At 73.9% G+C, this 24,758-nt stretch carries 21 protein-coding genes; 19 read left to right on the top strand and 2 right to left on the bottom strand.

Features of this window, described 5'->3' with window-relative positions:
- Positions 1-26 precede the first annotated feature (26 nt).
- The 15 genes from rosag_RS06455 (at position 27) to rosag_RS06385 (ending at position 16,631) form a co-directional block, all read left to right on the top strand.
- A complete protein-coding gene (locus rosag_RS06455; protein WP_284349238.1) occupies positions 27-650 on the top strand; it encodes an ECF-type sigma factor in 624 nt (207 codons plus the stop codon).
- Positions 631-3,198 (top strand): serine/threonine-protein kinase, encoded by a 2,568-nt coding sequence (locus rosag_RS06450; RefSeq protein ID WP_284349237.1) that lies wholly within the window; start codon positions 631-633, stop codon positions 3,196-3,198. Before rosag_RS06455 ends, rosag_RS06450 begins: the two co-directional genes overlap by 20 nt.
- A gap of 21 nt (positions 3,199-3,219) precedes the next feature.
- Positions 3,220-4,380, top strand: coding sequence for a PQQ-dependent sugar dehydrogenase (locus rosag_RS06445; RefSeq protein ID WP_284349236.1), 1,161 nt, complete (start codon positions 3,220-3,222; stop codon positions 4,378-4,380).
- 567 nt (positions 4,381-4,947) lie between these two features.
- The gene (locus rosag_RS06440; RefSeq protein ID WP_425607503.1) at positions 4,948-5,358 is read left to right on the top strand and encodes a DoxX family protein; all 411 of its coding nucleotides are present in this window, start codon (positions 4,948-4,950) and stop codon (positions 5,356-5,358) included.
- A 137-nt stretch (positions 5,359-5,495) separates the two neighbouring features.
- Complete coding sequence (gene hemG, locus rosag_RS06435; RefSeq protein WP_284349234.1) at positions 5,496-6,962, top strand: protoporphyrinogen oxidase; 1,467 nt, start codon at positions 5,496-5,498, stop codon at positions 6,960-6,962.
- A 164-nt stretch (positions 6,963-7,126) separates the two neighbouring features.
- Complete coding sequence (hemA, locus tag rosag_RS06430; RefSeq protein WP_284349233.1) at positions 7,127-8,386, top strand: glutamyl-tRNA reductase; 1,260 nt, start codon at positions 7,127-7,129, stop codon at positions 8,384-8,386.
- Between the two features lie 217 nt (positions 8,387-8,603).
- Entirely contained in the window at positions 8,604-9,689 is a 1,086-nt protein-coding gene (gene hemE / locus rosag_RS06425; RefSeq protein WP_284349232.1) for a uroporphyrinogen decarboxylase, read from the top strand.
- A gap of 20 nt (positions 9,690-9,709) precedes the next feature.
- The gene (gene hemH / locus rosag_RS06420) at positions 9,710-10,762 is read left to right on the top strand and encodes a ferrochelatase (RefSeq protein ID WP_284349231.1); all 1,053 of its coding nucleotides are present in this window, start codon (positions 9,710-9,712) and stop codon (positions 10,760-10,762) included.
- 4 nt (positions 10,763-10,766) lie between these two features.
- Positions 10,767-11,705, top strand: coding sequence for a hydroxymethylbilane synthase (gene hemC, locus rosag_RS06415; RefSeq protein WP_284349230.1), 939 nt, complete (start codon positions 10,767-10,769; stop codon positions 11,703-11,705).
- The gene (locus rosag_RS06410) at positions 11,702-12,511 is read left to right on the top strand and encodes a uroporphyrinogen-III synthase (protein ID WP_284349229.1); all 810 of its coding nucleotides are present in this window, start codon (positions 11,702-11,704) and stop codon (positions 12,509-12,511) included. Before hemC ends, rosag_RS06410 begins: the two co-directional genes overlap by 4 nt.
- Before the next feature lies 1 nt (position 12,512).
- Complete coding sequence (gene hemB / locus rosag_RS06405) at positions 12,513-13,553, top strand: porphobilinogen synthase (RefSeq protein ID WP_284349228.1); 1,041 nt, start codon at positions 12,513-12,515, stop codon at positions 13,551-13,553.
- Entirely contained in the window at positions 13,550-14,887 is a 1,338-nt protein-coding gene (gene hemL / locus rosag_RS06400; RefSeq protein WP_284349227.1) for a glutamate-1-semialdehyde 2,1-aminomutase, read from the top strand. Before hemB ends, hemL begins: the two co-directional genes overlap by 4 nt.
- Before the next feature lie 477 nt (positions 14,888-15,364).
- On the top strand, positions 15,365-15,811 hold the full coding sequence (locus rosag_RS06395) for a YciI family protein (RefSeq protein WP_284349226.1): 447 nt from the start codon (positions 15,365-15,367) through the stop codon (positions 15,809-15,811).
- 17 nt (positions 15,812-15,828) lie between these two features.
- On the top strand, positions 15,829-16,251 hold the full coding sequence (locus rosag_RS06390) for a YciI family protein (protein WP_284349225.1): 423 nt from the start codon (positions 15,829-15,831) through the stop codon (positions 16,249-16,251).
- Positions 16,248-16,631 (top strand): VOC family protein, encoded by a 384-nt coding sequence (locus rosag_RS06385; RefSeq protein WP_284349224.1) that lies wholly within the window; start codon positions 16,248-16,250, stop codon positions 16,629-16,631. The genes rosag_RS06390 and rosag_RS06385 overlap by 4 nt, the downstream gene beginning before the upstream one ends.
- Before the next feature lie 158 nt (positions 16,632-16,789).
- On the opposite strand, the gene rosag_RS06380 is transcribed toward rosag_RS06385, so the two are convergent.
- On the bottom strand, positions 16,790-17,788 hold the full coding sequence (locus rosag_RS06380; protein WP_284349223.1) for a hypothetical protein: 999 nt from the start codon (positions 17,786-17,788) through the stop codon (positions 16,790-16,792).
- Between the two features lie 295 nt (positions 17,789-18,083).
- On the opposite strand from rosag_RS06380, the gene rosag_RS06375 reads away from it, so the two are divergent.
- The 4 genes from rosag_RS06375 (at position 18,084) to rosag_RS06360 (ending at position 24,161) form a co-directional block, all read left to right on the top strand.
- Complete coding sequence (locus rosag_RS06375) at positions 18,084-19,289, top strand: sensor histidine kinase (RefSeq protein ID WP_284349222.1); 1,206 nt, start codon at positions 18,084-18,086, stop codon at positions 19,287-19,289.
- Positions 19,286-20,083 (top strand): LytR/AlgR family response regulator transcription factor, encoded by a 798-nt coding sequence (locus rosag_RS06370; RefSeq protein WP_284349221.1) that lies wholly within the window; start codon positions 19,286-19,288, stop codon positions 20,081-20,083. The genes rosag_RS06375 and rosag_RS06370 overlap by 4 nt, the downstream gene beginning before the upstream one ends.
- 89 nt (positions 20,084-20,172) lie before the next feature.
- Entirely contained in the window at positions 20,173-20,580 is a 408-nt protein-coding gene (locus rosag_RS06365) for a (deoxy)nucleoside triphosphate pyrophosphohydrolase (protein ID WP_284349220.1), read from the top strand.
- Complete coding sequence (locus rosag_RS06360) at positions 20,577-24,161, top strand: DUF3427 domain-containing protein (RefSeq protein ID WP_284349219.1); 3,585 nt, start codon at positions 20,577-20,579, stop codon at positions 24,159-24,161. The genes rosag_RS06365 and rosag_RS06360 overlap by 4 nt, the downstream gene beginning before the upstream one ends.
- Before the next feature lie 6 nt (positions 24,162-24,167).
- Here rosag_RS06360 and rosag_RS06355 read toward each other — a convergent pair whose 3' ends face one another.
- The gene (locus tag rosag_RS06355) at positions 24,168-24,653 is read right to left on the bottom strand and encodes a hypothetical protein (RefSeq protein WP_284349218.1); all 486 of its coding nucleotides are present in this window, start codon (positions 24,651-24,653) and stop codon (positions 24,168-24,170) included.
- Between the last annotated feature and the right edge of the window lie 105 nt (positions 24,654-24,758).

The following is a 24,758-nucleotide window of genomic DNA, read 5'->3' as shown; positions in this document are numbered from 1 at the left end:
GCCGACCCCTTCCCGAGCGCCTCGCCATGACCGCGCCGCACGGCACGACCCCATCGGCCCCGCCGACGCCCGCGGGCGACGTCACGCAGCAGCTCCACCACGCGAGCGCCGGCGACCGCGCCGCCTACGACCGGCTGTTCGCGCTCGCCTACGACGAGCTGCAGGGCGTCGCCGCGCGCCAGCTGCGCCGCGTGGACGCGCGGCGCGCGATCGACCCGTCGGAGCTGGTGAGCGAGCTCTATCTCAAGCTGCGCGACCAGCTGCGCGGCGAGTGGGCGGGCCGCGCGCACTTCTACGGCGTGGCCGCGCGCGCGATGCGGCAGATCCTCGTCGACCTCGCGCGCCGTCAGCAGGCGGCGAAGCGCGGCGGCGGCGACTGGCACCCGACGACGCTCACCGGCAAGCAGCTCCCGGCCGACGTCGCGCTGGAGGACGTGCTGGCGCTCGACGCGGTGCTGGAGCAGCTCGCGCCGCGGCAGCGGCAGATCGTGGAGCTGCGCTTCTTCGCCGGCGCGTCGGAGCAGGAGATCGCCGACCTGCTGGGCACCTCCACGCGCACCGTGCAGCGCGAGTGGACGCGGGCGCGCGCGTGGCTCTACCGCGCGCTCTACGCGACCGACGGCTCTCCCGGTGGCGACGCGCCGACCTGACACGCGCGACGCGGCGTACCGTCCGCCCGCGCCGCTCGACCGCGACCGCGTGGACGCGCTGTTCGACGAAGCGCTGGACCGCGGCGACGGCTGGCGCGACTGGCTCACCAGCGCCTGCGACGATCCCGCGGTGCGTGCCGAGGTCGCGGCGCTGATGCAGGCGCACGAGCGCGCCGACGGCATGCTGGACGGCGCGCCGCTCGGCGCCTGGACGCGCGAGCCCGACGACCGGCTCACGACGGTCGGCGCATACCGCATCGTGCGCGAGCTGGGGCGCGGCGGCATGGGCACCGTCTATCTCGCGGAGCGCGACGACGGCCACTTCGCGCGCACGGTCGCGGTGAAGGTGCTGCGCCGCGGCCTCGACGCCGAGGACGTGGTGCGGCGCTTCCTGGCCGAGCGGCAGATCCTGGCGACGCTGCAGCATCCGAACATCGCGCGGCTGCTGGACGGCGGCGTCGCCGACGACGGGCGGCCGTACTTCGTGATGGAGTACGTGGACGGCGAGCCGATCGACCGGTGGTGCGACGCGCGCCGCCTGCCGGTGCGCGAGCGGCTGCGCCTGATCCGCGACGTCGCGCGCGCGGTGCACGCCGCCCACCGCGCGCTGGTGGTGCACCGCGACCTCAAGCCGTCGAACATCATGGTGACGGCCGCGGGCGAGGTGAAGCTGATGGACTTCGGCATCGCCAAGCTGCTCGATCCGCATGCCGAGCCGGAGCCGCTGACGCGCACGGGGCTGCGCGTGATGACGCCGGAGTACGCCGCGCCCGAGCAGGTGCGCGGCGATCCGGTGACGACGGCGACCGACGTCTACGGCCTGGGCCTCGTCATGTACGAGCTGCTCACGGGCCACCGGCCGCAGCGGCCGCGCGACCGCTCGCTGCGCGAGATCGAGCGCGCGGTGTGCGAGACGGATCCGCTGCGTCCCAGCGCGGCCGTGCTGCGCGACGCGCGCGACGCGGGCACGCCGCCGCCGGCCGCGCTCGCGGTGCAGCGCCACACCACGCCGTCGCGCCTCGCGCGTGCGCTGCGCGGCGACCTCGATCGCATGGTGGCGCGCGCGCTGCACAAGTCGCCGGACCGCCGCTATCCGTCGGCCGAGGGCGTGGCGCTGGACATCGAGCGCCACCTCGAAGGGCGTCCCGTCGCCGCGCGGAGCGACTCGGTCGCGTACCGCATGCGGAAGTTCGTGTCGCGGCACCGCTGGTCGGTGGCGGCGGCGGCGGCGTTCGTCGTGCTGCTGTCGGTGTACGCGGCCACGGTCACCGTGCAGGCGAGCCGCGTGCGCCGCGCGCTGGGCCAGGCGCTCCTCGAAGCGGAGAAGGCCGAGCAGGTGACGGACTTCACCCTGGCGCTGTTCGAGGCGGTGGACGGCGACGCGGCGGCGCGCGGCGGGCTCACGGTGCGCGAGCTGCTCGCGCGCGGCGCCGCGCGCGCCGAGCGGCTGGACGCGCAGCCGGCGGCACAGTCGCAGATGCTGGACGTCGTGGGCCGCGTGCATCAGCGACTCGGCGACTACGCGGCGGCGGCGCCGTATCTGGAGCGCGCGCTGTCGCTGCGGCGGCGCACGTTCGGGCGGCAGCACGAGGCGACGGCGGAGAGCATGTACCACCTCGCGGTGCTGCAGGCCGCGCGCGGGCGCTACGCATCGTCGGAGTCGCTGTACCGCGAGGCGCTGGAGGTGCAGCGCGCGCTGCACGGCGACGGCCACCCGCGCGTCGCGCGCACGCTGGACGGACTCGGCATGCTGCTCCAGGACCGCGGCGACTACGCGGGCGCGGAGCGGCTGACGCGCGAGGCGCTCGCGGCGCGCCGCGCGCACTACGGCCCCGTGCACCCCGACGTCGCGACGTCGCTGCAGCACCTGGCGTCGCAGCTGCAGCTGCAGGGACGGCTGGCGGCGGCCGAGCGGCCGATCGTCGAGGCGCTGGCCATGCGGCGGCGGCTGTTCGGCGCGTCGCACGCGGACGTCGCGTCCGCGATGACGGCGCTCGGGCTGCTGCGCACGCGCGAGGGGCGACTGACGGAGGCGGAGTCGCTGCAGACGGCGGCGCTCGCGATGCGCACGCGGCTGCAGGGCCCCGAGCATCCCGAGGTCGCGCAGACGATGGGGCTCATCGGCGCGCTGCAGCGGCGGCAGGGACGACTGGTGACCGCGGAGTCCACCTACCGCGCGGGTCTCGCGATCCTGCGGCGCACGCTCGGCGACGACCATCCGGACGTGGGCCACATGACGAACGGCCTCGCGCTGACGCTGCGCGACCAGGGCCGGCTCGCGGAGGCGGACTCGGTGCAGCGCGTGGTGCTCGCGATGCGGCGGCGCGTGCTCGGCGACGACCATCCGTCGGTCGCGATGACGCTGCACCAGCTGGGCATGCTGCAGCAGCGGCGCGGCGACGCGCGCGCGGCGGAGGCGCTGCTGCGGCAGGCGCTCGCGGTGCGCCGCACGGCGCTCGGGCTGACGCATCCGCTGACGCTCGAGACGGCGCGGGAACTCGCCGCGCTGGCGCGGGTCCCAGCGGGAGCGACGTCCCCTCGCCCTTGATGCGCCCATGATCCGCGACTGATGCGCCTGCCCATCGTCCGCACGCTCGTCCTGCTGGCCGCGTGCGACGGCGGGGCCTCGGGCCCCGTGGTCGACACGACCGGCGGCACGACGACGCCACCGCCCACGAGCGGCGGCGACTCGGTCGCGGTGCGCGTGCGCACGCTCGCCTCCGGGCTCGACACGCCGTGGGACCTCGTCCTCGGCCCCGACGGGATGCTGTGGGTCGCGGAGCGCGGCGGACGCGTCTCGCGCGTCGATCCCGCGACGGGCGCGCGCACGACGGCCGGGACGATCGCCGTCACCGAGAGCGGCGAGAGCGGGTTGATGGGGATCGCGTTCCATCCCGACGCCGCGACGACGCAGCCGTTCCTGTACGCGATGCACTCGTACGCGGCGGGCGGCGGCATCCGCAACCGCCTCGTGCGGCTGCGCGTCACGAACGGCACGCTCGGCGCGCCGGAGCCGCTGCTGCAGGACATCCCGGGCGGCGTGGTGCACGACGGCGCGCGCGTGGTGGTGGGGCCGGATCGTCTGCTGTACCTGACGACGGGCGACGCGGGCGACGGCGACCTCGCGCAGAATCGTGCGTCGCTGGCGGGCAAGGTGCTGCGGCTGACGCTGGACGGCGCGCCCGCGCCAGGCAACGCGTTCAACACCGCGGTGTGGACGCTGGGGCATCGCAACCCGCAGGGGCTCGCGTTCCATCCGCGCACGGGCGCGGCGTACGTGTCGGAGCACGGCGCCGCCGACAACGACGAGATCAACCTGCTGCGCGCGGGCGCGAACTACGGCTGGCCGACGGTGCGCGGCCTGTGCGACGGAGACGCGGGCGCGGCGGAGACGGCCTTCTGCCAGGCGAACGCGGTCGCCGAGCCGCTGACGACGTGGACGCCGACGATCGCGCCCGCGGGGCTCGCGGTCTACGACGCCGCGCGCATCCCGCAGTGGCGCGGCAGCCTGCTGCTCGCGTCGCTGAAGGATGCGACGCTCTGGCGGCTGACGCTGAGCACGGACGGGGCGCGCATCACGGCGCGCACGCCGCTCTATCGCGGGCAGTACGGCCGGCTGCGCGCGATCCTCGCGGCGCCGGACGGGCGCGTGTACGTCGGCACGAGCAACCGCGACGGCCGCGGCTCGCCGGCGGCGGACGACGACCGGATCCTGGTGCTCGAACCCTGACGGCGGTGGCTGCCTGCTGCGTGTCCGGCTGCTCGGGACGCGCCGGCGCGCAGCGGAGATGGTGCCATTGGGGAGGATACGGATGCTCCGGATGCAACGGATCCGACGGATCGTCCCTCGTGGTGGCGACGTCCCGTGCGCCACACGGAGCGATCCGCACGATCCGTCGTCGATCCGGAAAATCCGGAACCCCAGTTCGCCGACCCGTGCATGGCGCGTTGGACCCTGAAGAGCGAACGGCACTAGACAGGATTACAACGGATTGAGCGGACAAGAGCCGGATTACGCTCCGCGTGGTGGATGGGACGTCGCCGCCACACCGGAAGCAATCCGGCTGTTGTCCGTCGAATCCGTCTAATCCTGTCTGATGCCGTTCGTCGTTCGGGTCCGGCGCGCTGATCCGGTCGCCCGCGGCGCGCGGGTTGCCAGTCGGGGACGCGGACCCCTCACGGAGAGCAGGCGATGGGCTCGTACATCACGGACACCCCGCACGTGGGCGCGCTGCCCGAGCGACGGTTGTCGGAGCGGCGCGCGGCATGGGCGGCGGCGGACGCGCGGCCACGGGGGATGGCCGTGCCGTCCTGGACGCAGCCGGCGGCGCTGGCGGCGCTGCGCGTCATGTCCGCGCTGATGCTGATGCAGCACGGCGTGCAGAAGCTCCTCGGCGAGTTCGGCGGCTACAGGGGGACGCCGGGGGCGACGGCGGAGCTGATGTCGCGCTCGGGCGTCGCGGGGGTGCTGGAGCTGGTCGGCGGGTTCCTGCTCGCGATCGGGCTGTTCACGCGCCCGGTCGCCTTCGTGCTCTCGGGGCTGATGGCGTTCGCGTACTTCCTGGTGCACGCCCCGAACGGCTTCTGGCCCATCATGAACCGCGGCGAGCTGCCCGCGCTCTACTGCTTCGTCTTCCTGCTGATCTCCGCCGCGGGCCCGGGTGCGGCGAGCGTGGACGGGCTGCTGCAGCGCCGGCGCCGGCGCTGAGCGCTCGCTGAGCACTCGTTGAGCGCTCGTTGAGCACGCGCTGACGCGTCCGTCCCCGTAGACGTACGGAGCGGTCCGGGGGCGGAGTCCGCAGCACTCCGAATGGGGCGCGCGGCGGGCCCGGCGTACGTTGCAGCATGCGCAGCAGCAGCGACGGCGCGGGCCCGGACGCGGGACCGCCGCACGTCCTCGTGGTGGGTGGGGGGATCAGCGGGCTGGCGGCGGCCGAGTCGCTCGTCCGGGCCGACGCGCGCGTGCGCGTGACCGTGGTCGAGGCGACGAGCCGGCTGGGCGGGATCGTCGGGACCGACCGGAGCGACGGCTTCGTGATGGAGCGCGGGCCCGACGTCGTCGTCGCGGCCAAGCCCGCGACGCGCCTGCTCTGCGAGCGGCTCGGGATCGCCGACCGGCTGCAGGGGACGCAGGTGCGCGGCGCCTACGTCTACCGCGCGGGGGCGCTGCGCCGCCTCCCGGCCGGCCTCTCGGGGATGATGCCCACGCGGCTCGGGCCCCTCGCGACGTCGCGGCTGCTGTCGCTGCGCGGGCTGCTGCGGTTCGCGTCGGAGCCGTGGCGCGCCGCCGCCGCGCCGGGGGCCGCCGGCGAGGACGAGTCGCTGGAAGGGTTCGTCGTGCGGCGCATGGGGCGCGAGGCGTACGACCGGCTGGTCGAGCCGCTCCTCACCGGGATATACGCCGGCGACGGCGCGCGCCTCTCGCTGTCCGCGACCTTCCCCCAACTGCAGTCGCTGGAGCGCGAGCACGGGAGCCTGCTGCGCGGGCTGCGCGCGCGGGCGGCGACGGGCGCGCCCGCGCCGGCGTCCCCTTTCCTCTCCTTCCCGACGGGGATGCAGGAGCTGGTCGAGGGGCTGACCCGCGCACTGGAAAGGACGGGGCGCGTCGCGATCCGGACCGGCGTGCCCGCGCGCGCGCTGCGGGCGCCCGGCGTCGCCGGCCCCGCGCTGACGCTGGCCGACGGGACGTCGATCACGGGCGACGCCGTGGTGCTGGCGCTACCGGCGCGCGCGAGTGCCGCGTTGCTGGCGCCGCTCGACTCTGCCGTCGCCCGCGACCTGCGCGCGATCCCGCATGGCTCGACGGCCACCGTGACGCTCGCCTATGCCGCCGCCGACGTCCCGCGGGCGCTCGACGCGACCGGCTACGTCGTGCCGCGCATCGAGGAGCGGGACGCGCTCGCGTGCACGTGGGCGTCGAGCAAGCTGGCCGGCCGCGCGCCCGCGGGGATGGCGCTCTTCCGTCTGTTCTTCGGCGGGGCGCGGCGCCCCGCGCTGGCGGTGCTCGACGACGACGGGCTCCAGGCGCTGGCGCGCACCGAGCTGCGCGAGGTGCTGGGGGTGACCGCGGCGCCGCGGCTCGTGCGGGTGACGCGGTGGCTGGACGCGATGCCGCAGTACGAGCTCGGACATGCCGGGCGGGTGGCGGCGATCGAGGCGCGGGCGGCCGGTCTCCCGTGGCTCGCGCTCGCCGGCAACGCCTACCACGGCGTGGGCGTCCCCGACTGCATCCGGTCGGGCGAGGGCGCGGCGGCGCGGGTGCTGGGCTGGCTCGCGCGCGGCGTTGACGCGCCGGTGTCGGGGGCCGCATGACCATCGTCGACCGCGTCGTCGAAGGCGGGCCGGGCGGCTCGGTAGTGCTCCGGATGCCACCCCGCATCGGGGCGCAATACGCTTGTCCCGTCGCCTCTTCATTTGATGCGGCCGATCGGACGGAGGCGCCGCCGGTCGTCCACGACCCGTCCGCTCGTCCGCCCGTGCACGTCCTCGTCGTCGGTCTCCATGCTCGGCTCGCGCCGCTCGCGCTGCGCGAGCGCGTGGCGTTCGTGCCGGGCGAGGACGCGTCGCGGGCCGTGGCCGCCGCGGTCGGGGTGCCCGAGGCGATGGTGCTCTCGACCTGCAACCGGGTCGAGGTGTACGCGGCCGGGCCGCGGGCGGCGCTCGACGGCGCGGCCGACCGGCTGCTCGCCTTCCTCGCCGCGCGGGCGGACGTCGCCCCCGAGCGGCTGCGCGCCTACGCGCACGTGCAGGCGGGGCCCGCGACCGCGCGCCACCTCTGTCGCGTGGCGGCGGGGCTCGACTCGGTGATGCTGGGCGAGACCCAGATCGTCGGTCAGCTGAAGCGGGCGGCCGAGGAGTCGCGGGCGGCGGGGACGATGGGCGGGACGCTGCAGCGGCTCGTGTGCACCGCGCTGGCCGCCGGCCGCCGGGCGCGGGCGCGGCTCGCCCCGGCGTCGGGCCCCACGTCGGTGGCGCAGGCCGCGGTGCGCGCGATCGGCGGCGCGCCCGCGCTGGCCGGCCGCACCGTCGTCGTGCTGGGCGCCGGCGAGACGGCGGCCGAGGTGCTGCGGCTGATCGAGCACGGGGGCGCGGCGCGAATGGTGGTGCTGAACCGGACCGCTGCGCGTGGCCAGGCGCTCGCCTGGCGCCATGGTGCCGACAGCGAAGCGTGGGAGGCGCGGGCCGTGGCACTGGCGTCGGCCGACGTGATCTTCGCCTGCACCGGGGCCGCGTCGCCCGTCGTGACGCCGGCGCACCTGGCCGCGGACGTCGGCGGGGCGCCGCGCGGGCCGCGGCTGGTGGTGGACCTGGGCGTCCCCCGCAACGTCGACCCCGAGGTCGCCGCGCTCCCCGGCGTCGCGCTGTGGGACGTGGACGCGCTGGCCGGGAACCCCGGCGCCGCCCGCGACGCCGTGGAGGCGGAGGCCGAGGCGCAGCGCTGGGCCGACCGGTACGAGCGGTGGCTGGCGAACCGCCCCGTCGTGCCGATGATCGCCCGCCTGAAGGAGGGCGCCGAGCGGGTCCGGGAGCGCGAGCTGGCGCGCGCGCTGGCGCGACTGGATGGCCTCGATGAGCGCGAGCAGGCCGTGGTGCGCGAGTTGGCGACCCGTCTGGTCAACAAGCTCCTCCACCCGCCGATGGCCGCGCTCGCGGCCGATCCGGACGCGCACGAGCTGGCGGCGTCGGCGCACCGGCTCTTCGGCTTCGCGCCCGACTCGCCTTCGCAATCGGCCTAGCGCGAGTCGCTGCGGTGGCGCCGCTCGGCGTCCGTGCGCCGGTCCCGAACGACAAGGGCAGCAAGGATAAGATCGGACAAGATCCGATACCCGCCGATGCTCCGCGCGGCGGCGAGGGACGTCGCACCACGCGGAGCCATCCGTCGTTATCGGACTTTATCCGATCTTCATCCTTGCAAATGCAGTTCGCAGTCTGAAGCCCCACCCATCTCCGATCGTGACCGTCCCTCCCAAGCCCGAGCCCACGGGGCTCTTCGAGCGCGCCACGCGCCGCCTCCCCGTCGAGCGCACGCCCGTCTGGTTCATGCGCCAGGCCGGCCGCACGCTGCCCGAGTACCGGAAGCTGCGCGAGCGGTGGACGCTGCTGCAGATGTGCGCGGATCCCGCGCTGTGCGCCGAGGTGACGCTGCAGCCCATGCGCCGGATGCCGCTCGACGCGGCGGTGATGTTCGGCGACATCATGCTGCCGCTGGTGGGCATCGGGGTCGACCTCGACATCGTCGAGGGCGTCGGGCCCGTGATCGCGCACCCCATCCGCGACCTCGCGGGCGTGGCCGCGCTGCGCGACCTCGAGCCCGAGGCCGACGTGCCGGCGGCGATCGAGGCCGTGCGACTCGTGCGTGCGGCGCTCGAGCCCGAGCGCGCGGTGCTGGGCTTCGCGGGCGCGCCGTTCACGCTGGCGGCGTACCTCGTCGAGGGCCGGCCGACGCGCGACTTCGCGAAGACCAAGGCGCTCATGCTGGGCGCCCCGGACGTGTGGGCGGCGCTGATGGAGCGGCTGGTGGCGATCGTCGTCCGCTTCATGCGCGCCAACGCGCAGGCCGGCGTCAGCGCGCTGCAGCTGTTCGACAGCTGGGTCGGCGCGCTGAGCGTGACCGACTACGATCGGCACGTGCGGCCGTGGACGCAGCAGGTGTTCGCGGGGCTGCGGGATCTCGACGTGCCGCTCGTGCATTTCGGGACCGGGTGCTCGCACCTGCTCGACCAGATGAAGGACGACGGCGCGCACATCATCGGCCTCGACTGGCGCACGCCGCTGGACGAGGCGTGGGCGCGCGTCGGCCACGACAAGGGCGTGCAGGGCAACCTCGATCCCGCGGCGCTGTCGGCGCCGGCGGACGTCGTGGCCGCGGCCGCGCGCGAGGTGCTCGACCGCGCCGCGGGTCGCCCCGGCCACGTCTTCAACCTCGGCCACGGGATGCTGCCGCACACGCCGCTGGCGAACATCGAGCGCGTCGTCGAGGTCGTGCAGACGTACCGGCCGTCGACCGTCGTGACGGACGCCATGGCGCCCGCCGCCTGACCGATCCACCGTTTCCCGTCATGAGCGACACGACTCCCGCCGGCCGCACCGGCATCCTGCTGCTGGCGTACGGCACGCCCGAGACGCCCGACCAGGTCGAGCCGTACTTCACGCACATCCGCGGCGGACGGCCGCCGTCGCCCGAGTCGGTCGCGCACCTGCGCCACCGCTACGAGGCGGTGGGCGGGCGCACGCCGCTGACGGCGCTCACCGAGGCGGTGCGCGCGGGCGTCGCGGAGCGGCTGCGGGCGCGCGGGCACGACGTGCCGGTGTACGTCGGCATGAAGCACTGGACGCCGTGGATCGCGGACGTCGTCGCGCGCATGAAGGCCGACGGCATCACGCGTGTCGTCTGCGTCGTGCTGGCGCCGCACTACTCGCGCTTCAGCGTCGGCGGCTACCAGCGCTACCTGTTCGAGGGGATGCACACGCACGACGTGCACTTCGACGTCGACTTCGTGGAGCAGTGGCACGACGACCCGGGCTTCGTGGACGTCGCCGCGGCGCTCGTGCGCGAGGAGCTGGCGCACTGGCCGGCAGATCGTCGCGACGACGTGACGGTGATCTTCAGCGCGCACTCGCTGCCGGAGCGCATCCGCACGTGGGGCGACCCGTACGAGGCGCAGCTGGAGGAGAGCGCGCGCCTGGTGAGCGAGCGCGCGGGGCTGACCGGCTACCGCCGCGCGTGGCAGAGCGCGGGGAACACCGGCGAGCCGTGGATCGGGCCGGACATCCTCGACTTCCTGCCCGAGCTGCAGGCGGAAGGCGTGCGCGACGTGCTGCAGATGCCGATCGGCTTCGTGTGCGACCACCTCGAGATCCTGTACGACCTGGACGTCGAGGCGCAGCAGAAGGCGGAGGAGCTGGGGATCACCTACCGCCGCACGCGCCTGCCGAACGCGCGCCCCGACTTCGTGGACGCGTTCACGGCGATCTGCGAGCGCGCGATCCGCGGCGAGAACGTCGCGCGCGTGGACACGCCGCCGCCGACGACGCGCCGCCGCGACGAGCTGGCGGAGGGCGCCTCGCCCATTCATGCAGAGGGTGGACGCCCCGCGTCCGCCGCGCACTGATCACGTGACGCACTCGTTGAGGCTCGGCACGCGCGGCAGCGCGCTCGCCATGACGCAGGCGCGCCTGGTCGCGGCGGCGCTGCGCGAGACGCATCCCGACGTCGCGATCGAGATCGTGACCATCACGACGAAGGGCGACGTGCGCACCGACGTGCCGCTCGCCGCGATCGGCGGGAGCGGGCTGTTCGCGACGGAGCTGGAGAACGCGCTCCGCGCCGGCGAGATCGACCTCGCGGTGCACAGCGCGAAGGACCTGCCGTCGACGCTGGCGGCGGACATGGCGCTGGCGGCGTTCCTGGAGCGCGAGGATCCGCGCGACGTGCTCGTGTCGCGCGCCGGCACGCTGCGCGAGCTGCCGCACGGCGCGCGCGTCGGCACGAGCAGCCCGCGGCGCGCCTGCCAGCTGCGCGCGCTGCGCCCCGACCTCACGCTGCTCGACATCCGCGGCAACGTCGACACGCGGCTCCGCAAGCTGGACGCGGGCGAGTACGACGCGATCGTGCTCGCGGCGGCGGGGCTCAACCGACTCGGCCTCATCGCGCGCGCGACCGAACACCTCGCGCCAGCGGACATGCTGCCGCAGGTGGGCCAGGGCGCGATCGCGGTCGAGGTGCGCGCCGACGACGCGCGCACCCACGCCCTCGTCGCCGCGCTGGACCACGCCCGCACCCGCGCGGCCGTCGTCGCCGAGCGCGCCTTCCTGGCGCGGCTGGGCGCGGGGTGCGCGGCGCCGACCGGCGCGCACGCGACGCTGCACGCCGACGGCACGCTGACGGTGGAGGGGCTCATCGGCCACGCGGACGGGCGCACGCTGCGCGTCGGCGCCACCGGCCCCGTGGAGCACGCCGCCACGCTCGGCGCCGCGGTCGCGGAGACGCTGCTCGCCGACGGCGGCGACGCGCTGCTGCGCGAGTCGGGGCTGCGCGTGGGAGCCGTGGGGTGACCACCGCGTCGCCGCTGCACGCGCCGCTGCACGGGCGGCGCATCGCCGTCACGCGCCCGCGCGAGCGCATGGCCGCGCTGGTGGCCGCGCTGGAGGCGATGGGCGCGGAGGTGCTCGCGGCGCCCGCGATCACGGTCGCGCCGCCCGCGAGCTGGGACGCGCTCGACGACGCGCTCGCGCGCCTGCTCGACTTCGACTGGCTGGCGCTCACCAGCGTCTCGGCCGTCGACGCGGTCGCGGAGCGGCTCGCGCTCCTGACGGAGGCACCCGCGCTGCCGCACGTCGCGGTGGTGGGCGCGGCGACCGCGCGCGCGGCGCAGGCGCGGCTGGGGCGCGTGGACTGCGTGCCCGCGCTGCACACCGCCGACGGGCTGGGCGACGCGCTCCCGCGCCCGCGCGGCACGCGCGTGCTCTTCCCCGCCGCCGACCGCGCGCGCGACGCGCTCCCCGCGGTGCTGCGCGCGCGCGGCGCGACGGTGGAGCGCGTGATCGCGTACCGCACGCTCCCCGCGCCGCCCGACGCGCTGGCCGCACCCGCCGCGCACGCGCGCGCCGGCACGCTCGACGCGGTGCTCCTCGCGAGCCCGTCGGCCGTGAGCGCGGTGGCGCGCGCGTGCGGCGACGCGCTGCGCGGCGACGGCGCGCCGCTGGTGGTGTGCATCGGCCCCGCGACCGCGCGCGCGTGCGAGGGGCTGGGCCTGCGCGTGGCCGCCGTCGCCGCGCAGCCGAGCGACGACGAGCTGGTGCGCGCGCTGTGCGCGTGCGTCGAGACGCGCGTCGTCGACCGTCATCCCGTTCCACACTGAGATGTCCGCTCCCTTCACGACCGAGACGACGCCGTCGCAGACGTCGCTGCCGCCCGCCGCGCGCGTCGGCCGCCTGCGCCGCAACGCCGCCGCGCGCCGCATGCTCGTCGAGACGCTGCTGCGCCCCGAGCACCTGATCCTGCCGCTGTTCGTGAAGGACGGCGCCGACGAGGTGAAGCCGATCGCGTCGCTGCCGGGCCACGCGCAGTGGACGGTCGATCGGCTCGACAGTGAGATCGACGAGGCGGTCGCGCTGGGCATCCCCGCGGTCCTCCTGTTCGGCATCCCCGACCACAAGGACGACGGCGGCAGCGGCGCGTGGAGCGAGCACGGACCGGTGCCGCGCGCGATCGCGCGCATCAAGGAGCGCGCGCCGCAGCTGCTCGTGATCGCCGACGTCTGCCTGTGCGAGTACACGGCGCACGGCCACTGCGGCACGCTCGACGCGAGGGGCGGCGTGGACCTCGACGCGACGCTGCCGCTGCTCGCGCGCACCGCGGTCGCCTACGCCGACGCCGGCTGCGACGTCGTGGCGCCGAGCGCGATGCTCGACGGGATGGTGAGCGCGATCCGCAGCGCGCTCGACGCGGCGGGCCACCAGGACGTCGCCATCCTCTCGTACTCGACGAAGTACGCGTCGGCGATGTACGGGCCGTTCCGCGAGGCGGTGGCGTCGGCGCCGGCGTTCGGGGACCGGCAGGGCCACCAGCTTCCCGCCGCGAACGCCCGCGAGGCCGTGCGCGAGGCGCTGCGCGACGAGGCCGAGGGCGCCGACATGCTGATGGTGAAGCCCGCGGGCGCGTACCTGGACATCATCCACCGCGTGCACCGCCGCAGCCAGCTGCCGCTGGCCGCCTACCAGGTGAGCGGCGAGTACGCGATGCTGGAAGCCGCCGCGCAGCGCGGGTGGCTGGACCGCCGCGCCGCCGCGCTCGAGACGCTGGTCGCGATCCGGCGCGCGGGCGCGGACCTGATCATCACCTACTACGCCAAGGACGCGGCGCGCTGGCTCCGCGAGTCCGCCGCAGGAGCCACGAAGTGAGCGCGCCGACGCAGGATCCCACCATCGACCTCACCGACACGACGCGCAGCGCCGCGATCCTCGCCGCCGCGCGCCGCGTGATCCCCGGTGGCGTGAGCAGCCCGGTGCGCGCGTTCCGCGGCGTGGGCGGCACGCCGCGCGTCATGGCCTCGGGCCGCGGCGCGCACGTCACCGACGCCGACGGCACGACCTACGTCGACTACGTGCTCTCGTGGGGCGCGCTCGCGCTCGGCCACGCGCACCCGGACGTCGTCGCCGCGATCACCGCGCAGGCGGCGCGCGGCACGAGCTTCGGCGCGCCCATCGAGGCGGAGGCGGAGCTGGCGCAGATGCTGGTGGACGCGGTGCCGAGCGTGGAGCTCGTGCGCTTCGTCAACAGCGGCTCCGAGGCGACGATGAGCGCGCTGCGCGTGGCGCGCGCGGCCACGGGGCGCGACAAGATCCTCAAGTTCGACGGCTGCTACCACGGCCACGCCGACGCGCTGCTGGTGAAGGCGGGTTCCGGCGTCGCGACGCTCGGCCTCCCCGACAGCCCGGGCGTGACCGCGGGCGCCACGGCGGACACGCTGGTCGCGCCGTTCAACGACCTCGCGGCCGCGGAGGCGGTGCTCGACGCGAACCGCAATCAGGTCGCGGCGATCATCGTCGAGCCGGTGGCGGGGAACATGGGCCTCGTGCCGCCGGTCGCGGGCTACCTCGAGGGGCTGCGCCGGCTGGCGAGCGTGCACGGCGCGGTGCTGATCTTCGACGAGGTGATGACGGGCTTCCGCGTCGCGTACGGCGGCGCGCAGCAGCGCTTCGGCGTCACGCCCGACCTGACCTGCCTCGGCAAGATCGTGGGCGGCGGGCTGCCCGTGGCGGCGTACGGCGGCCGCGCGGAGCTGATGCGCCTCGTCGCGCCCGCGGGTCCGGTCTACCAGGCCGGCACGCTCAGCGGTAACCCGCTCGGCATGGTCGCGGGCATCGCGACGCTGAAGCAGCTGCAGGCGCCCGACGCGTACCTGCGGCTCGGCGGCATGTCGACGGCACTGGCCGACGCGACGCGCGAGATGGCCGCGCGGCACGGCGTCGCGGTGCAGACGAATGCGATCGGCGGGATGTGGGGCTTCTTCCTCGCGGACGCGCCGGTGACGGACTACGCCGGCGCGCGCACGAGCGACACGGCGGCGTTCGCGCGGCTGTTCCACGCGCTGCTGGCGGCGGGCGTGTACGTGGCGCCGTCGGCGTACGAGGCGTGCTTCGTGTCCTTGGCGCACGACGAGCGCACGCTCGCGGCCACGCGGACGGCGCTCGATTCGGCCTTCGCTGCGGTGGCCCGGTCGCGCGAGGGGTAGGTCCGTTCGGTGAGTGGTGCGCGGGGCCGGTCATCCCGAGCGCAGCGAGGGATCTCGCGTGCGCCGCGTCGGGGACGGCGAAGCGGGCTTCGGCTCCCACTGATCGCGGCCGCTGCGGAGCCCCCGATGGCTGCGCATCGGGTCTCCTTGCTGCGATCAGAGGTCGCCTGCGCCCGCCTCGCCGCCCCCGCCGCCAAGCCTCCGTGCGCGCGCAGCGCGGCGAGAGGCCCCGCGCACGCTCCCGCCGAGCGTCCCTGGCGCGCCGGGCGGGTTCGGCGCAGGCTGTCCCGGTCGCCATCCGGATGGCCCTGCTCCCGCGCACGCTGAACTGCAAGTTGGGGAGGCAGTTACGCAGCACGCAGGACGCAGCCGCAGCTTCTCGAAAAATTCTTTCGCGCCGGTGTCGATTCCCGCGCCCCTCATTCGACGCCCCTGTAGAAGCAGGTTTCCGCACCCACTCGAACAGGAGATCCGACGATGCGCTTCATGGTCATGGTCAAGGCGAGCGCCGATTCCGAGGCCGGCGTGATGCCGAGCCCCGCGCTGCTGCAGGCGATGGGGAAGTACAACGAGGAGCTGGTGAAGGCGGGCGTGCTGCTCGCGGGCGAGGGGCTGCACCCGAGCTCGAAGGGCGCGCGCGTGCGCTTCGACGGCGACTCGCGGACCGTGATCGACGGGCCGTTCGCCGAGACGAAGGAGCTGGTCGCGGGGTTCTGGCTCTTCCAGGTGCGGTCGAAGGAGGAGGCGATCGAGTGGGTGAAGCGCGCGCCGAACCCGATGCCCGGCACGGTGGCGGAGATCGAGATCCGCCAGGTGTTCGACGCCGAGGACTTCGGCGAGCTGCAGGAGCAGGTGCCCGAGGTGTTCGAGGCGGAGCGGCGCATGCGCGCCGAGCAGGCGCAGCGTCTGGGCGGCGTGAGCTGAGCCGCGGGGACGCGACGATGCGGTTCATGGTCATCCGCAAGTCGGATCCCGACACCGAGGCCGGGATGCTGCCGAGCGAGGCGCTGCTCGACGCGATGCAGCGCTACAACGAGGAGATGGTGCAGGCCGGCGTGCTGCTGTCGGGCGCGGGGCTCAAGCCGAGCGCGCAGGGCGCGCGCGTGAGCTTCAAGAACGGCACGCCGACGGTGACGGACGGGCCGTTCGCGGAGGCGAAGGAGCTGATCGCGGGCGTGTCGATCATCCAGTGCGGGACGAAGGACGAGGCGCTGGAGTGGGTGCGGCGCTGGCCGCCGCTCGACGGCGGCGGGAACGTGCAGCTGGAGCTGCGCCCGCTCTACGAGCTGGAGGACTTCGGCGACAGTCCCGCGCTGGATCGCATGCGCGAGGTGGGATTCATCGAACCGTGGGGGAATGCATGATCTCTCGGATCCACAGCACGACGGTCATCGTCACCGACCAGGACCGCGCGCTCGACTTCTTCGTGAACACGCTCGGCTTCGTGAAGATGGCCGACGTCCCCATGAGCGCGGAGATGCGCTGGGTGACCGTGCGCCCCGCCGGCGCGAACGTCGAGCTCGCGCTCGGGACGCCGCAGTGGTTCTCGGGACGCGCGTACGGCGGGCCGACGGGCATCTCGCTCGTGACGCCCGACATCGACGCGGAGTACGCCGCGCTGACGGCGAAGGGCGTCCGCTTCAAGGGGCCGGTGGAGATGATGCCGTGGGGCTCGAAGGCGACGTGGTTCTCCGATCCCGACGGGAACGAGTTCTTCCTGGTCGAGGAGAGCACGGCGAGCTGACCGGACGAACTGCATTTGCAAGGATGAAGATCGGATAAAGTCTGATAACGACGGATGGCTCCGCGTGGGTGCGATCTCGGTCGCGCCACACCGGAGCCATCCGTCCTTATCGGATCTTCTCAGACGTTCATCCTTGCAAATGCAGTTCGCCGTGACCGTCAGCCGCGGGTGCTGTCGCGCGGCGCGGGCCGCGGCGGGCGCGCGGGGCTGAGCACCTCCACGGCGAGCTTCCACGCGCGTCCGTCGTGGCGCCACACGCGCAGGAAGTTGCCGGTCTCGGTGGGCGTCACGGTGGAGCCGATCACGTACGTGCCGCGGCTCCACGCGAAGTCGCCCGAGCGCGCGACGCCGATCTGCGCCGCCGGTGCGCCGAGCGGCGCGTCCCACGCGGCGACGGAATCGTGCGCGGCGCGTCCGACGAGCGGGTGGCGCCCGCCGCGGTGCACGCGCACGTCGGCCGCATGTGCGCTCGCGGCCGCGCGCCACGAGCGTGCGGCGGTGGCCGCGTAGGCGGAGTCCGCGGCCTGCGCGGCGGCGATGGCGGATGCGGACGCGACCGCGGGCGCGTCGCTGCAGCGCGCGTCGGCCGCGGGCGTCGCGGGCGGCGCGGGGAGCGTGGCGACGCCGATCATCCCGTCCGCGGGCGCGGCGTGCGAGATCCCGATGTCGGCGAGGAAGCGATAGGTCCCATCCGCCTGCTGAGCCCAGATTGTACTGAAGTGGCCGTGGTTCGGCCGCGCGTCGGGCGCGGCGCTCGGGTACGACTCGGACGGCCCCGTCGAGAAGCCGAGGTCTCCGGCGGCCGAGGTGAAGACGACCTCGGGGCCCCAGAGGAGCGCGCCGGGGCGCACGGGCGACGCGGCGAGGTCCGCCTTGCGCGCCGGGCGCGGTCCGCCGAGCACCGCACCCGAGTCGGCGATGAAGGCGACGAAGGCGTCGCGGACGTTCGTGGCCTTCGCGGCGGCGGCGAAGGCGCGCTCGGTGGCGGCGACGCGGAGCGTGGCGGCGGCGCAGCCGTTCGCCTGCGCGACGGCGCGGACGACGGGCGTGGCCGCGCGGCGCAGCGTGGTGGCGGAGGCCGAGCCGGCGGAGAGGACGAGCGCGGCGAGCAGCGTGCGCTCGACCAGCACGACGAGGGGACGGGGGCGGGGGCGCATGGGATCGATGGGATGAGGAGGGGAGCCGCCCCCACGGTGCGTGCCGGCGTCGCGCGCGCCAACGCCGGCGGGACGAACGGGCTGCCCGGTGGGATGGACGTGCGGTGAGCGGCCGTCCCACGAGCCGGCCGGGCCGTCCCGCGCGCGTTGGCCCGGGACGCGGCGGGCCGCATCGTGCGGCATGCACGCCACGCCGAAGGTCAGGTCGCACGTCACGTCGAAGGTCCGGTCGAGCAGTGGACGGGTGGGCGCCCCGTGCCCACCTTGCGGGGAGACCACCGTCCCTCCGCGCCGCATGACGATCCCCCTCGCCGCCGCCAACGTCTCTTCCGACGCCGGACCGGCCGCGCACCCGCGGCTCGAGCTGCTGCGCTCGCGCGTCGCGCCGTGGCTGCGCGGCGCCACCGCGGGCGCCGCGGTGTGGCTCGCCCTCGTCCCACTGTTCGCGATGCAGACCGCGATGGCGACGCACGAGGCGGGGCGCGCGGTGCCGTGGGGGCGCGTGTTCGTCAACACGCTCGACCAGTTCCTGGTCTGCCTCCCGATGCTGCCGCTGCTCGGGTGGATGGTGCGGCGCGCGCCGCTGCAGGAAGGGCGCTGGCTGCGCAACGGCGCGCTGCTCCTCCTCGGTGTCTTCCTCGCGGCGCTGGTGCGCGACTGGCTGCTCGCGCCGGTGCTGCTGCCGGTGGTCGGCACGCGCGGGGCGCCGCCGCGCGGGCTGGCGAGCGTCTTCGCGAACGCGACGATCTACCTCGCGGTGGTGCTCGCGCTGCACGCGCGCCTGTACTACCGCCGGCTGCGCGCGCAGGAAGTCGAAGGTGCTCGGCTCGCGCAGCGGCTGGCGGAGACGCAGCTCGCCGCGCTGCGCGCGCAGCTGCAGCCGCACTTCCTCTTCAACACGCTGAACGCGATCTCCGCGCTGATGCGCGACGAGCCGGACGTCGCGGACCGCATGCTGACGCGGCTCGCCGACCTGCTGCGCGCGGTGCTGGAGCCGCCGCCGGGCGACGAGCACGCGCTCGCCGACGAGCTGACGGTGCTGGAGCGCTACCTCGAAATCATGGGGTTGAGATTCGGCCCCAGGCTGAGTGTGGAGATCGCCGTCGCGCCCGACGTGCGCAACGCGCGCGTGCCGTGGCTCGTGCTGCAGCCGCTGGTGGAGAACGCGCTGGAGCACGGCGCGGCGCGCCGGCGCGGCGGCGTGCGGGTGCGCGTGCTGGCGACGCGCTCTCAGGTGGGAGACGCGGACGTGCTGACGCTGCAGGTGTGCGACGACGGCCCCGGGCCGGGCGCGACCGCGGGCGGGCGGCGCGGCACGGGGATCGGGCTGGAGAACACGCGCCGGCGCCTGGCGCAGCTCTACGGCGATCGCGCGTCGCTGACGCTGGAGGCGCTGCCCGAGGGCGGCGCGTGCGCGCGGCTGGAGCTGCCGTGGCGCGAGGCGCCGGCGCGCACGCGCGTGGAGACGCCGGTGGCACCGCTCGCGCCGGTCGCGGCATGACGGCACTCACCGTCCTGCTGGCGGACGACGAGCCGCTGGCGCGCCGCCGGCTGCGCGCGCTGCTCGCGCGGCACGCTGACTACGACGTGGTGGCCGAGTGCGAGGACGGGGTGGAGGCGGTGGAGCGGATCCTCGCGCTGCGGCCCGACCTCGTCTTCCTCGACATCCACATGCCGGAGCTGGACGGCGTGGCGGTGGCCGAGGCGCTCGCGGCGGAGGCGGAGCGCGGCGGCGCGGTGCCGGTGCTGGTGTTCGTGACGGCGTACGACGCGCACGCGGTGCGGGCGTTCGACCTGAACGCGGTCGACTACGTGCTCAAGCCGATCGACGTCGAGCGGTTCGATCGGGCGCTGGCGCGGGCGGGCGAGCGGATCGCGGCGCGGCGCGCTGCTGTTGGCTCAGGCGATGCGCCGGCCGCCGATGCGGCGCTGCGTGCGGTGCTGGCGGAGCTGCGGCCCGCCTCCACGTACCCCGCCCGCTTCGTGGTGCGCGATTCCAAGGGCCTGTACTTCGTGCGCGCGGACGAGATCGACCACGTCGACGCCGACGGGAACTACGTCGGGCTGTGGGCGCGCGGGCGGCGGCACCTGCTGCGCGAGACGATGAAGGGGATCGAGGCGAAGCTCGATCCCGCGCGCTTCGTGCGCGTGCATCGCTCGGCCATCGTCAACGTGGACCGGGTGAAGCGGCTGGAGCCGTGGGCGCACGGCGAGTACGTGATCACGATGGAGGATGGGGCGCGGATCACGTCCAGTCGGACGCATGGGACCCGGTTGCAGGAGCTCCTTCGCTAGGAGGGTTCCTCGCGAGGGCAGCTGCGGACTGCGGGCCGCTGGCCTAGTTCGCCGTGGCGAGTGTCGGTACCGCTGCACACATTGCGCGCGTGCCTACCGACACGATCCGCGTCATCGCCGCCGTGATCGCCAATGGCGATCGTCTCCTCGTCTGCCAACGCCCGCCGCACAAGCGGCACGGCGGGCTGTGGGAATTTCCGGGCGGGAAGTGTGAGCCTGGGGAGAGCGACGCCGACGCCGCCGATCGTGAGTTGCGCGAGGAATTGGGGATTTCGGTCGTGTCGACGGGGGCGGAGCTCGCCGCGTTCCACGATCCGGGGTCGCCGTTCCTGATCGCGTTCGTGCCGGTCGAGATCGAGGGCGAGCCGGTCTGCCATGAGCACATGGCGCTGTTCTGGGGGACGCCTGAAGAGTTGGCGGTGTTACCGCTGGCCCCCACGGATCGACGGTTCGTCGGTGTGCTGCTCGGCGAGCAAGCGGAGGCGCAAGGCGCGTGACGTCCGGCTGCAACGACTCCGAGGCGTGCCCGTTCTGCAAGATTCCGGACCACGAGTGCCTGCACGTCGACGCACTCGTACGCGCCTTCCGGGATAGGTATCCGGTTACGCCGGGGCACACGCTTGTCGTGCCCCGACGACACGTAGTGGGCTGGTTCGACGCGACAGAGGCCGAGCGGTCTGCGATGTTGGCCGCCGTCGACCAGGTGCGTGCGGTTGTCGAGCGCGAGTGCACCCCGGACGGTTGGAATCTCGGCGTGAACGTGGGAGCTGCTGGTGGGCAGACGGTGCCGCACCTGCACTTGCACGTCATTCCGCGTTATGACGGGGACGTGCCGGACCCGCGCGGTGGGGTACGGCATGTCATTCCGGGACGGGGGAACTACCTCACTGGGCCGCTGACTGACCGTGCTCCGCACGCTGAGCCGCTGGTGCGCGGGAGCGGACGAGTGCAGGGCGGCAACGACGACCCCCTCCTGCCACACCTTCTGGCCCATCTCTCAACCGCGCGCGAGGTGGACGTCGCGGTCGCGTTCACGCTGGCTAGTGGCGTGCGCGAGATCGAGGAGCATCTCCGCGACGTGCTCGCGCGCGGCGGGCGCGTGCGGCTGCTCACTGGCGACTACCTCGCGGTGACCGAGCCAGATGCGCTGCTCCGACTGCTCGATCTTGGTGACGGCCTCGAACTACGGGTGTTCGAGAGCGGTGGTACGAGCTTCCACCTCAAGACGTACGTCTGTGTCGATGCCAGCGGGCATGGGACCGCCTTCGTCGGCAGCTCTAATCTGAGCCGCACAGCGCTGCGTACGGGGGTCGAGTGGAACTGGCGTGTCGTTACGTCACGTGATGCCACTGGCTTCGAAACGGTCCGCTCCGCGTTCGACCAGCTGTTCGCAGACCCGCGAAGCGTGGCAATCGATGCAGAGTGGATCGCGCAATATCGGCGCCGGCGTGGCGAAGGCCGCACGGCCGTGGATACGGTCGTGCCCTTCGAGCAGCCGATGGCGGCTGCACAGCCGCATCCGGTGCAGGACGAGGCACTCCGGGTGCTCGCGCACACCCGCGACGCCGGGAACTCGGCGGGGCTCGTCGTGCTGGCGACCGGACTCGGGAAGACGTGGCTCTCCGCGTTCGACTCCGTCCAGGCGGGGGCGCGGCGCGTACTGTTCGTCGCCCACAGAGACGAGATCCTCGATCAGGCGCTCCGGACATTCCGAGCGATCCGGCCAGACGCCGTCCTCGGGAAGTACACCGGCCAGGAGCGGACGACGGATGCTGACGTCCTGTTTGCCTCCGTGCAGACGCTCAGTCGCCGCGCGCACCTGGACCGCTTCGCTCCGGATGCGTTCGACTACATGGTGGTCGACGAGTTCCACCACGCGTCGGCAGCGACATATCGACGCCTCCTCGAGCACTTCACGCCGAACTTCCTGCTCGGGCTTACGGCGACGCCGGAGCGAACCGATGGCGCTGATCTGCTGGCCCTGTGCGGCGAGAACCTCGTCTATCGGTGTGACCTCGTCGAAGGAATCCGACGAGGCTTACTCTCGCCATTCGACTACTACGGCGTGCCGGATGAGGTGGACTACACCAACATCCCGTGGCGAAACGGTCGCTTCGACGAGAACGAGCTCACCAATCGGCTGACCATCGCGTCGCGGGCTGACAACGCGCTCGACCAGCTCCGTCGACGTGGCGGACTTCGGACACTGGCGTTTTGCGTCTCGCAGCGACACGCGGACTACATGCGGCACCACTTCGCCGCGGCTGGGCTGCGCGTGGCGGCAGTGCATAGCGGTCCCACCAGCGCACCACGTGCCGACTCGCTCGCGCAGCTTCAGGCGGGTGAGCTCGATGTGCTGTTCGCCGTGGACATGTTCAACGAAGGGGTGGACCTCCCCGACGTGGACACCGTGCTGATGCTCCGCCCGACGGAGTCACCCGTGCTCTGGTTGCAGCAGTTCGGTCGTGGGCTTCGGCGCCGCGAAGGGAAACGACTGAAGGTCGTCGATTATATCGGGAACCACCGCTCGTTCCTGATCAAGCCGCGCACGCTCTTCCAGATCGAAGCTGCGGGCGAGGCCGAGCTGGCTGCCGCGCTGCAGATGGCCGACGACGAGATCGCGCGCCGCTTTTTGCCGCCCGGGTGCTCCGTTACCTACGAGCTGGAGGCGAAGGCGCTGCTGCGCGAACTCGCCGAGCGCCACATGGGTGCTGCGGATCGTCTGGACGCGTACTATCGCGATTTTCGCGAGCGAATCGGGACCCGGCCGTCGGCGAGCGAAGCCTTCCACGACGGCTTCGACCCGAAGGGCGCCCGTGCTGGCTACGGCTCGTGGTTCCAGTTCGTACGGCGCATGGGCGACTTCGACGCCCCGCATGACGCAGCTGAGGTTGAACTCCGCGAGCTGCTCCAGGCGCTCGAAGTGACGCCGATGACGCGGAGCTTCAAGATGCTGGTGTTGCTGGCGGTCATCGCAGAAGGCGGATTCCCCGGCCGCGTGTCGGTGGATCGGCTCGCAGCACGCGTTCGGACGATCGCACGTCGGTCGGCGGCGCTGCGTTCAGAGCTTGGCGATGCGTCCGACGATGATGCGCAGCTGATCGATCTCCTAGAACAGAATCCGATCGCCGCGTGGACGGAAGGACAGGGAACTGGCGGCCGGCGGTACTTCGCGTACGAGGGGCGGCAGTTCTCTACCACCATTCCGGTGGCCAACCGTCTCCGAGATGCGGCGAATGATCTGGTGAGCGAGCTCGCTGAGTGGCGACTCGCGCAGTACTTGGCGCGGCGCACGGACCAGAGGGCGGATCGAATCGCGTGCAAGGTATCCCACGCTGGCGGGCGGCCGATCCTTTTCCTGCCGCCGCGTGAGCGGACACCGGGGATTCCCCAAGGGTGGGTGGACGTCGAAGTCGATGGCGTCACGCACCAGGCGAAGTTCGCGAAGGTCGCGGTGAACGTCCTCCACGCGCCGGGCGAAGAGCTCAACGTGTTGCCCGACGTGCTGCGCAGCTGGTATGGCGAGCATGCCGGGCAGCCGGGAACGTCGCAGATGGCAGTGTTCGAGCGGGCGCGCGACGGCTATCGGTTGTCACCCGTCAAAGCTGACGAGCCGGTCCTCACCGGACCGCGTCTGTGGACGGCCTACCCGCGCGCCAAAGCGGCCGAAGCGCTCGGCGTGGACTTGAAGGGCTTCGAGGCGCAGTCCGGCGTCGTCGATCGTCCGGGAATGCTTCTGCTCTTCGTCACCCTGGACAAATCGGGGAAGCCGGAAGCGCATCGCTACGAGGATGCGTTTCTGAGCCCGACCGAGTTCCGCTGGCAGAGTCAGAACCGCAACAGCCGCGCGAGCCGCATCGGGCGCATGATCGCGCAGCAAGGGACGCCGCCAGAGACCGTGCACCTGTTCGTCCGTGCGCGCGCGAAGGGCCAGGGGGGCAAGACGGAGCCCTTCATCTACTGTGGGCCGCTCACGTTCGAGCGATGGGACGGAGACAACCCGATTACGGTGTGGTGGCGGCTCGCGGCGCCGCTCCCAGCGGAGCGGCGTTCCGCACTGCGTGTCCCCAACGCGTAGGCGGCCTCACATCGCACACGCCATCCGCACGTAGATCCTCCGCGACGGCTGGCTCCGCGGGATCGTCGTCGCCTCCTGGCGCACCTGCTGCGCGGCCGTCAGCCGCACGCTCGGCGCGACACGCCAGGGTTCTGAGGCCGCGTCCGCCCGCATGGCGCGCATCCGCCCGGGCAGCCGGACCCGTCGCACCTCGTCGGGCGCGAACGGGGTGTCGAGGTAGAACACCTGCCAGACGTTCGTCGTGATGCTCACGAACGCCCGCTCCGGCAGCGGGTTGTGCACCTCGGCCACCTGCATCTCCGGCGGGCACGGGGAGGCCGAGTCGGCGGCGGCCGTGAGGGCGACGAGCGCGGCCCCGGGGCTCGGCGGGTGGGCGGCGGCGGGCGGCGCGACGACCGGCGGCGGGGGCGGCGCGCAGGCGGCGATCAGGAGGAGCGCGCCGATCGAGCGAGTGGCCGAGCGGGGAACGGAGCGAGTGACGGGAGCAGGCATGGGACCTCCTCCGATGCCAGGACCAACGGCCGGCGGGCTGCGGGCCGCGGGTCCCTCCATAGTGGGAAGGAAACCCGCCGTCCGCAGCCCGCCGCGTGTGCCGCT

Origin of the sequence: Roseisolibacter agri, assembly GCF_030159095.1 — a bacterium.
Taxonomy (GTDB): domain Bacteria; phylum Gemmatimonadota; class Gemmatimonadetes; order Gemmatimonadales; family Gemmatimonadaceae; genus Roseisolibacter; species Roseisolibacter agri.
Note: the sequence above shows the minus strand (reverse complement) of the source record. Positions and strands in the feature narration are given on the sequence as shown.

What these genes read in the sequence shown, in the direction of transcription:
- rosag_RS06380 (WP_284349223.1), bottom strand. Translation starts at nt 17,788, where the DNA reads ATGCGCCCCCGCCCCCGTCCCCTCGTCGTGCTGGTCGAGCGCACGCTG.
- rosag_RS06395 (WP_284349226.1), top strand. Translation starts at nt 15,365, where the DNA reads ATGCGCTTCATGGTCATGGTCAAGGCGAGCGCCGATTCCGAGGCCGGC.
- rosag_RS06385 (WP_284349224.1), top strand. Translation starts at nt 16,248, where the DNA reads ATGATCTCTCGGATCCACAGCACGACGGTCATCGTCACCGACCAGGAC.
- rosag_RS06375 (WP_284349222.1), top strand. Translation starts at nt 18,084, where the DNA reads ATGACGATCCCCCTCGCCGCCGCCAACGTCTCTTCCGACGCCGGACCG.
- rosag_RS06445 (WP_284349236.1), top strand. Translation starts at nt 3,220, where the DNA reads ATGCGCCTGCCCATCGTCCGCACGCTCGTCCTGCTGGCCGCGTGCGAC.
- rosag_RS06370 (WP_284349221.1), top strand. Translation starts at nt 19,286, where the DNA reads ATGACGGCACTCACCGTCCTGCTGGCGGACGACGAGCCGCTGGCGCGC.
- rosag_RS06455 (WP_284349238.1), top strand. Translation starts at nt 27, where the DNA reads ATGACCGCGCCGCACGGCACGACCCCATCGGCCCCGCCGACGCCCGCG.
- hemB (WP_284349228.1), top strand. Translation starts at nt 12,513, where the DNA reads ATGTCCGCTCCCTTCACGACCGAGACGACGCCGTCGCAGACGTCGCTG.
- hemG (WP_284349234.1), top strand. Translation starts at nt 5,496, where the DNA reads ATGCGCAGCAGCAGCGACGGCGCGGGCCCGGACGCGGGACCGCCGCAC.
- hemH (WP_284349231.1), top strand. Translation starts at nt 9,710, where the DNA reads ATGAGCGACACGACTCCCGCCGGCCGCACCGGCATCCTGCTGCTGGCG.
- rosag_RS06390 (WP_284349225.1), top strand. Translation starts at nt 15,829, where the DNA reads ATGCGGTTCATGGTCATCCGCAAGTCGGATCCCGACACCGAGGCCGGG.
- rosag_RS06440 (WP_425607503.1), top strand. Translation starts at nt 4,948, where the DNA reads ATGGCCGTGCCGTCCTGGACGCAGCCGGCGGCGCTGGCGGCGCTGCGC.
- rosag_RS06355 (WP_284349218.1), bottom strand. Translation starts at nt 24,653, where the DNA reads ATGCCTGCTCCCGTCACTCGCTCCGTTCCCCGCTCGGCCACTCGCTCG.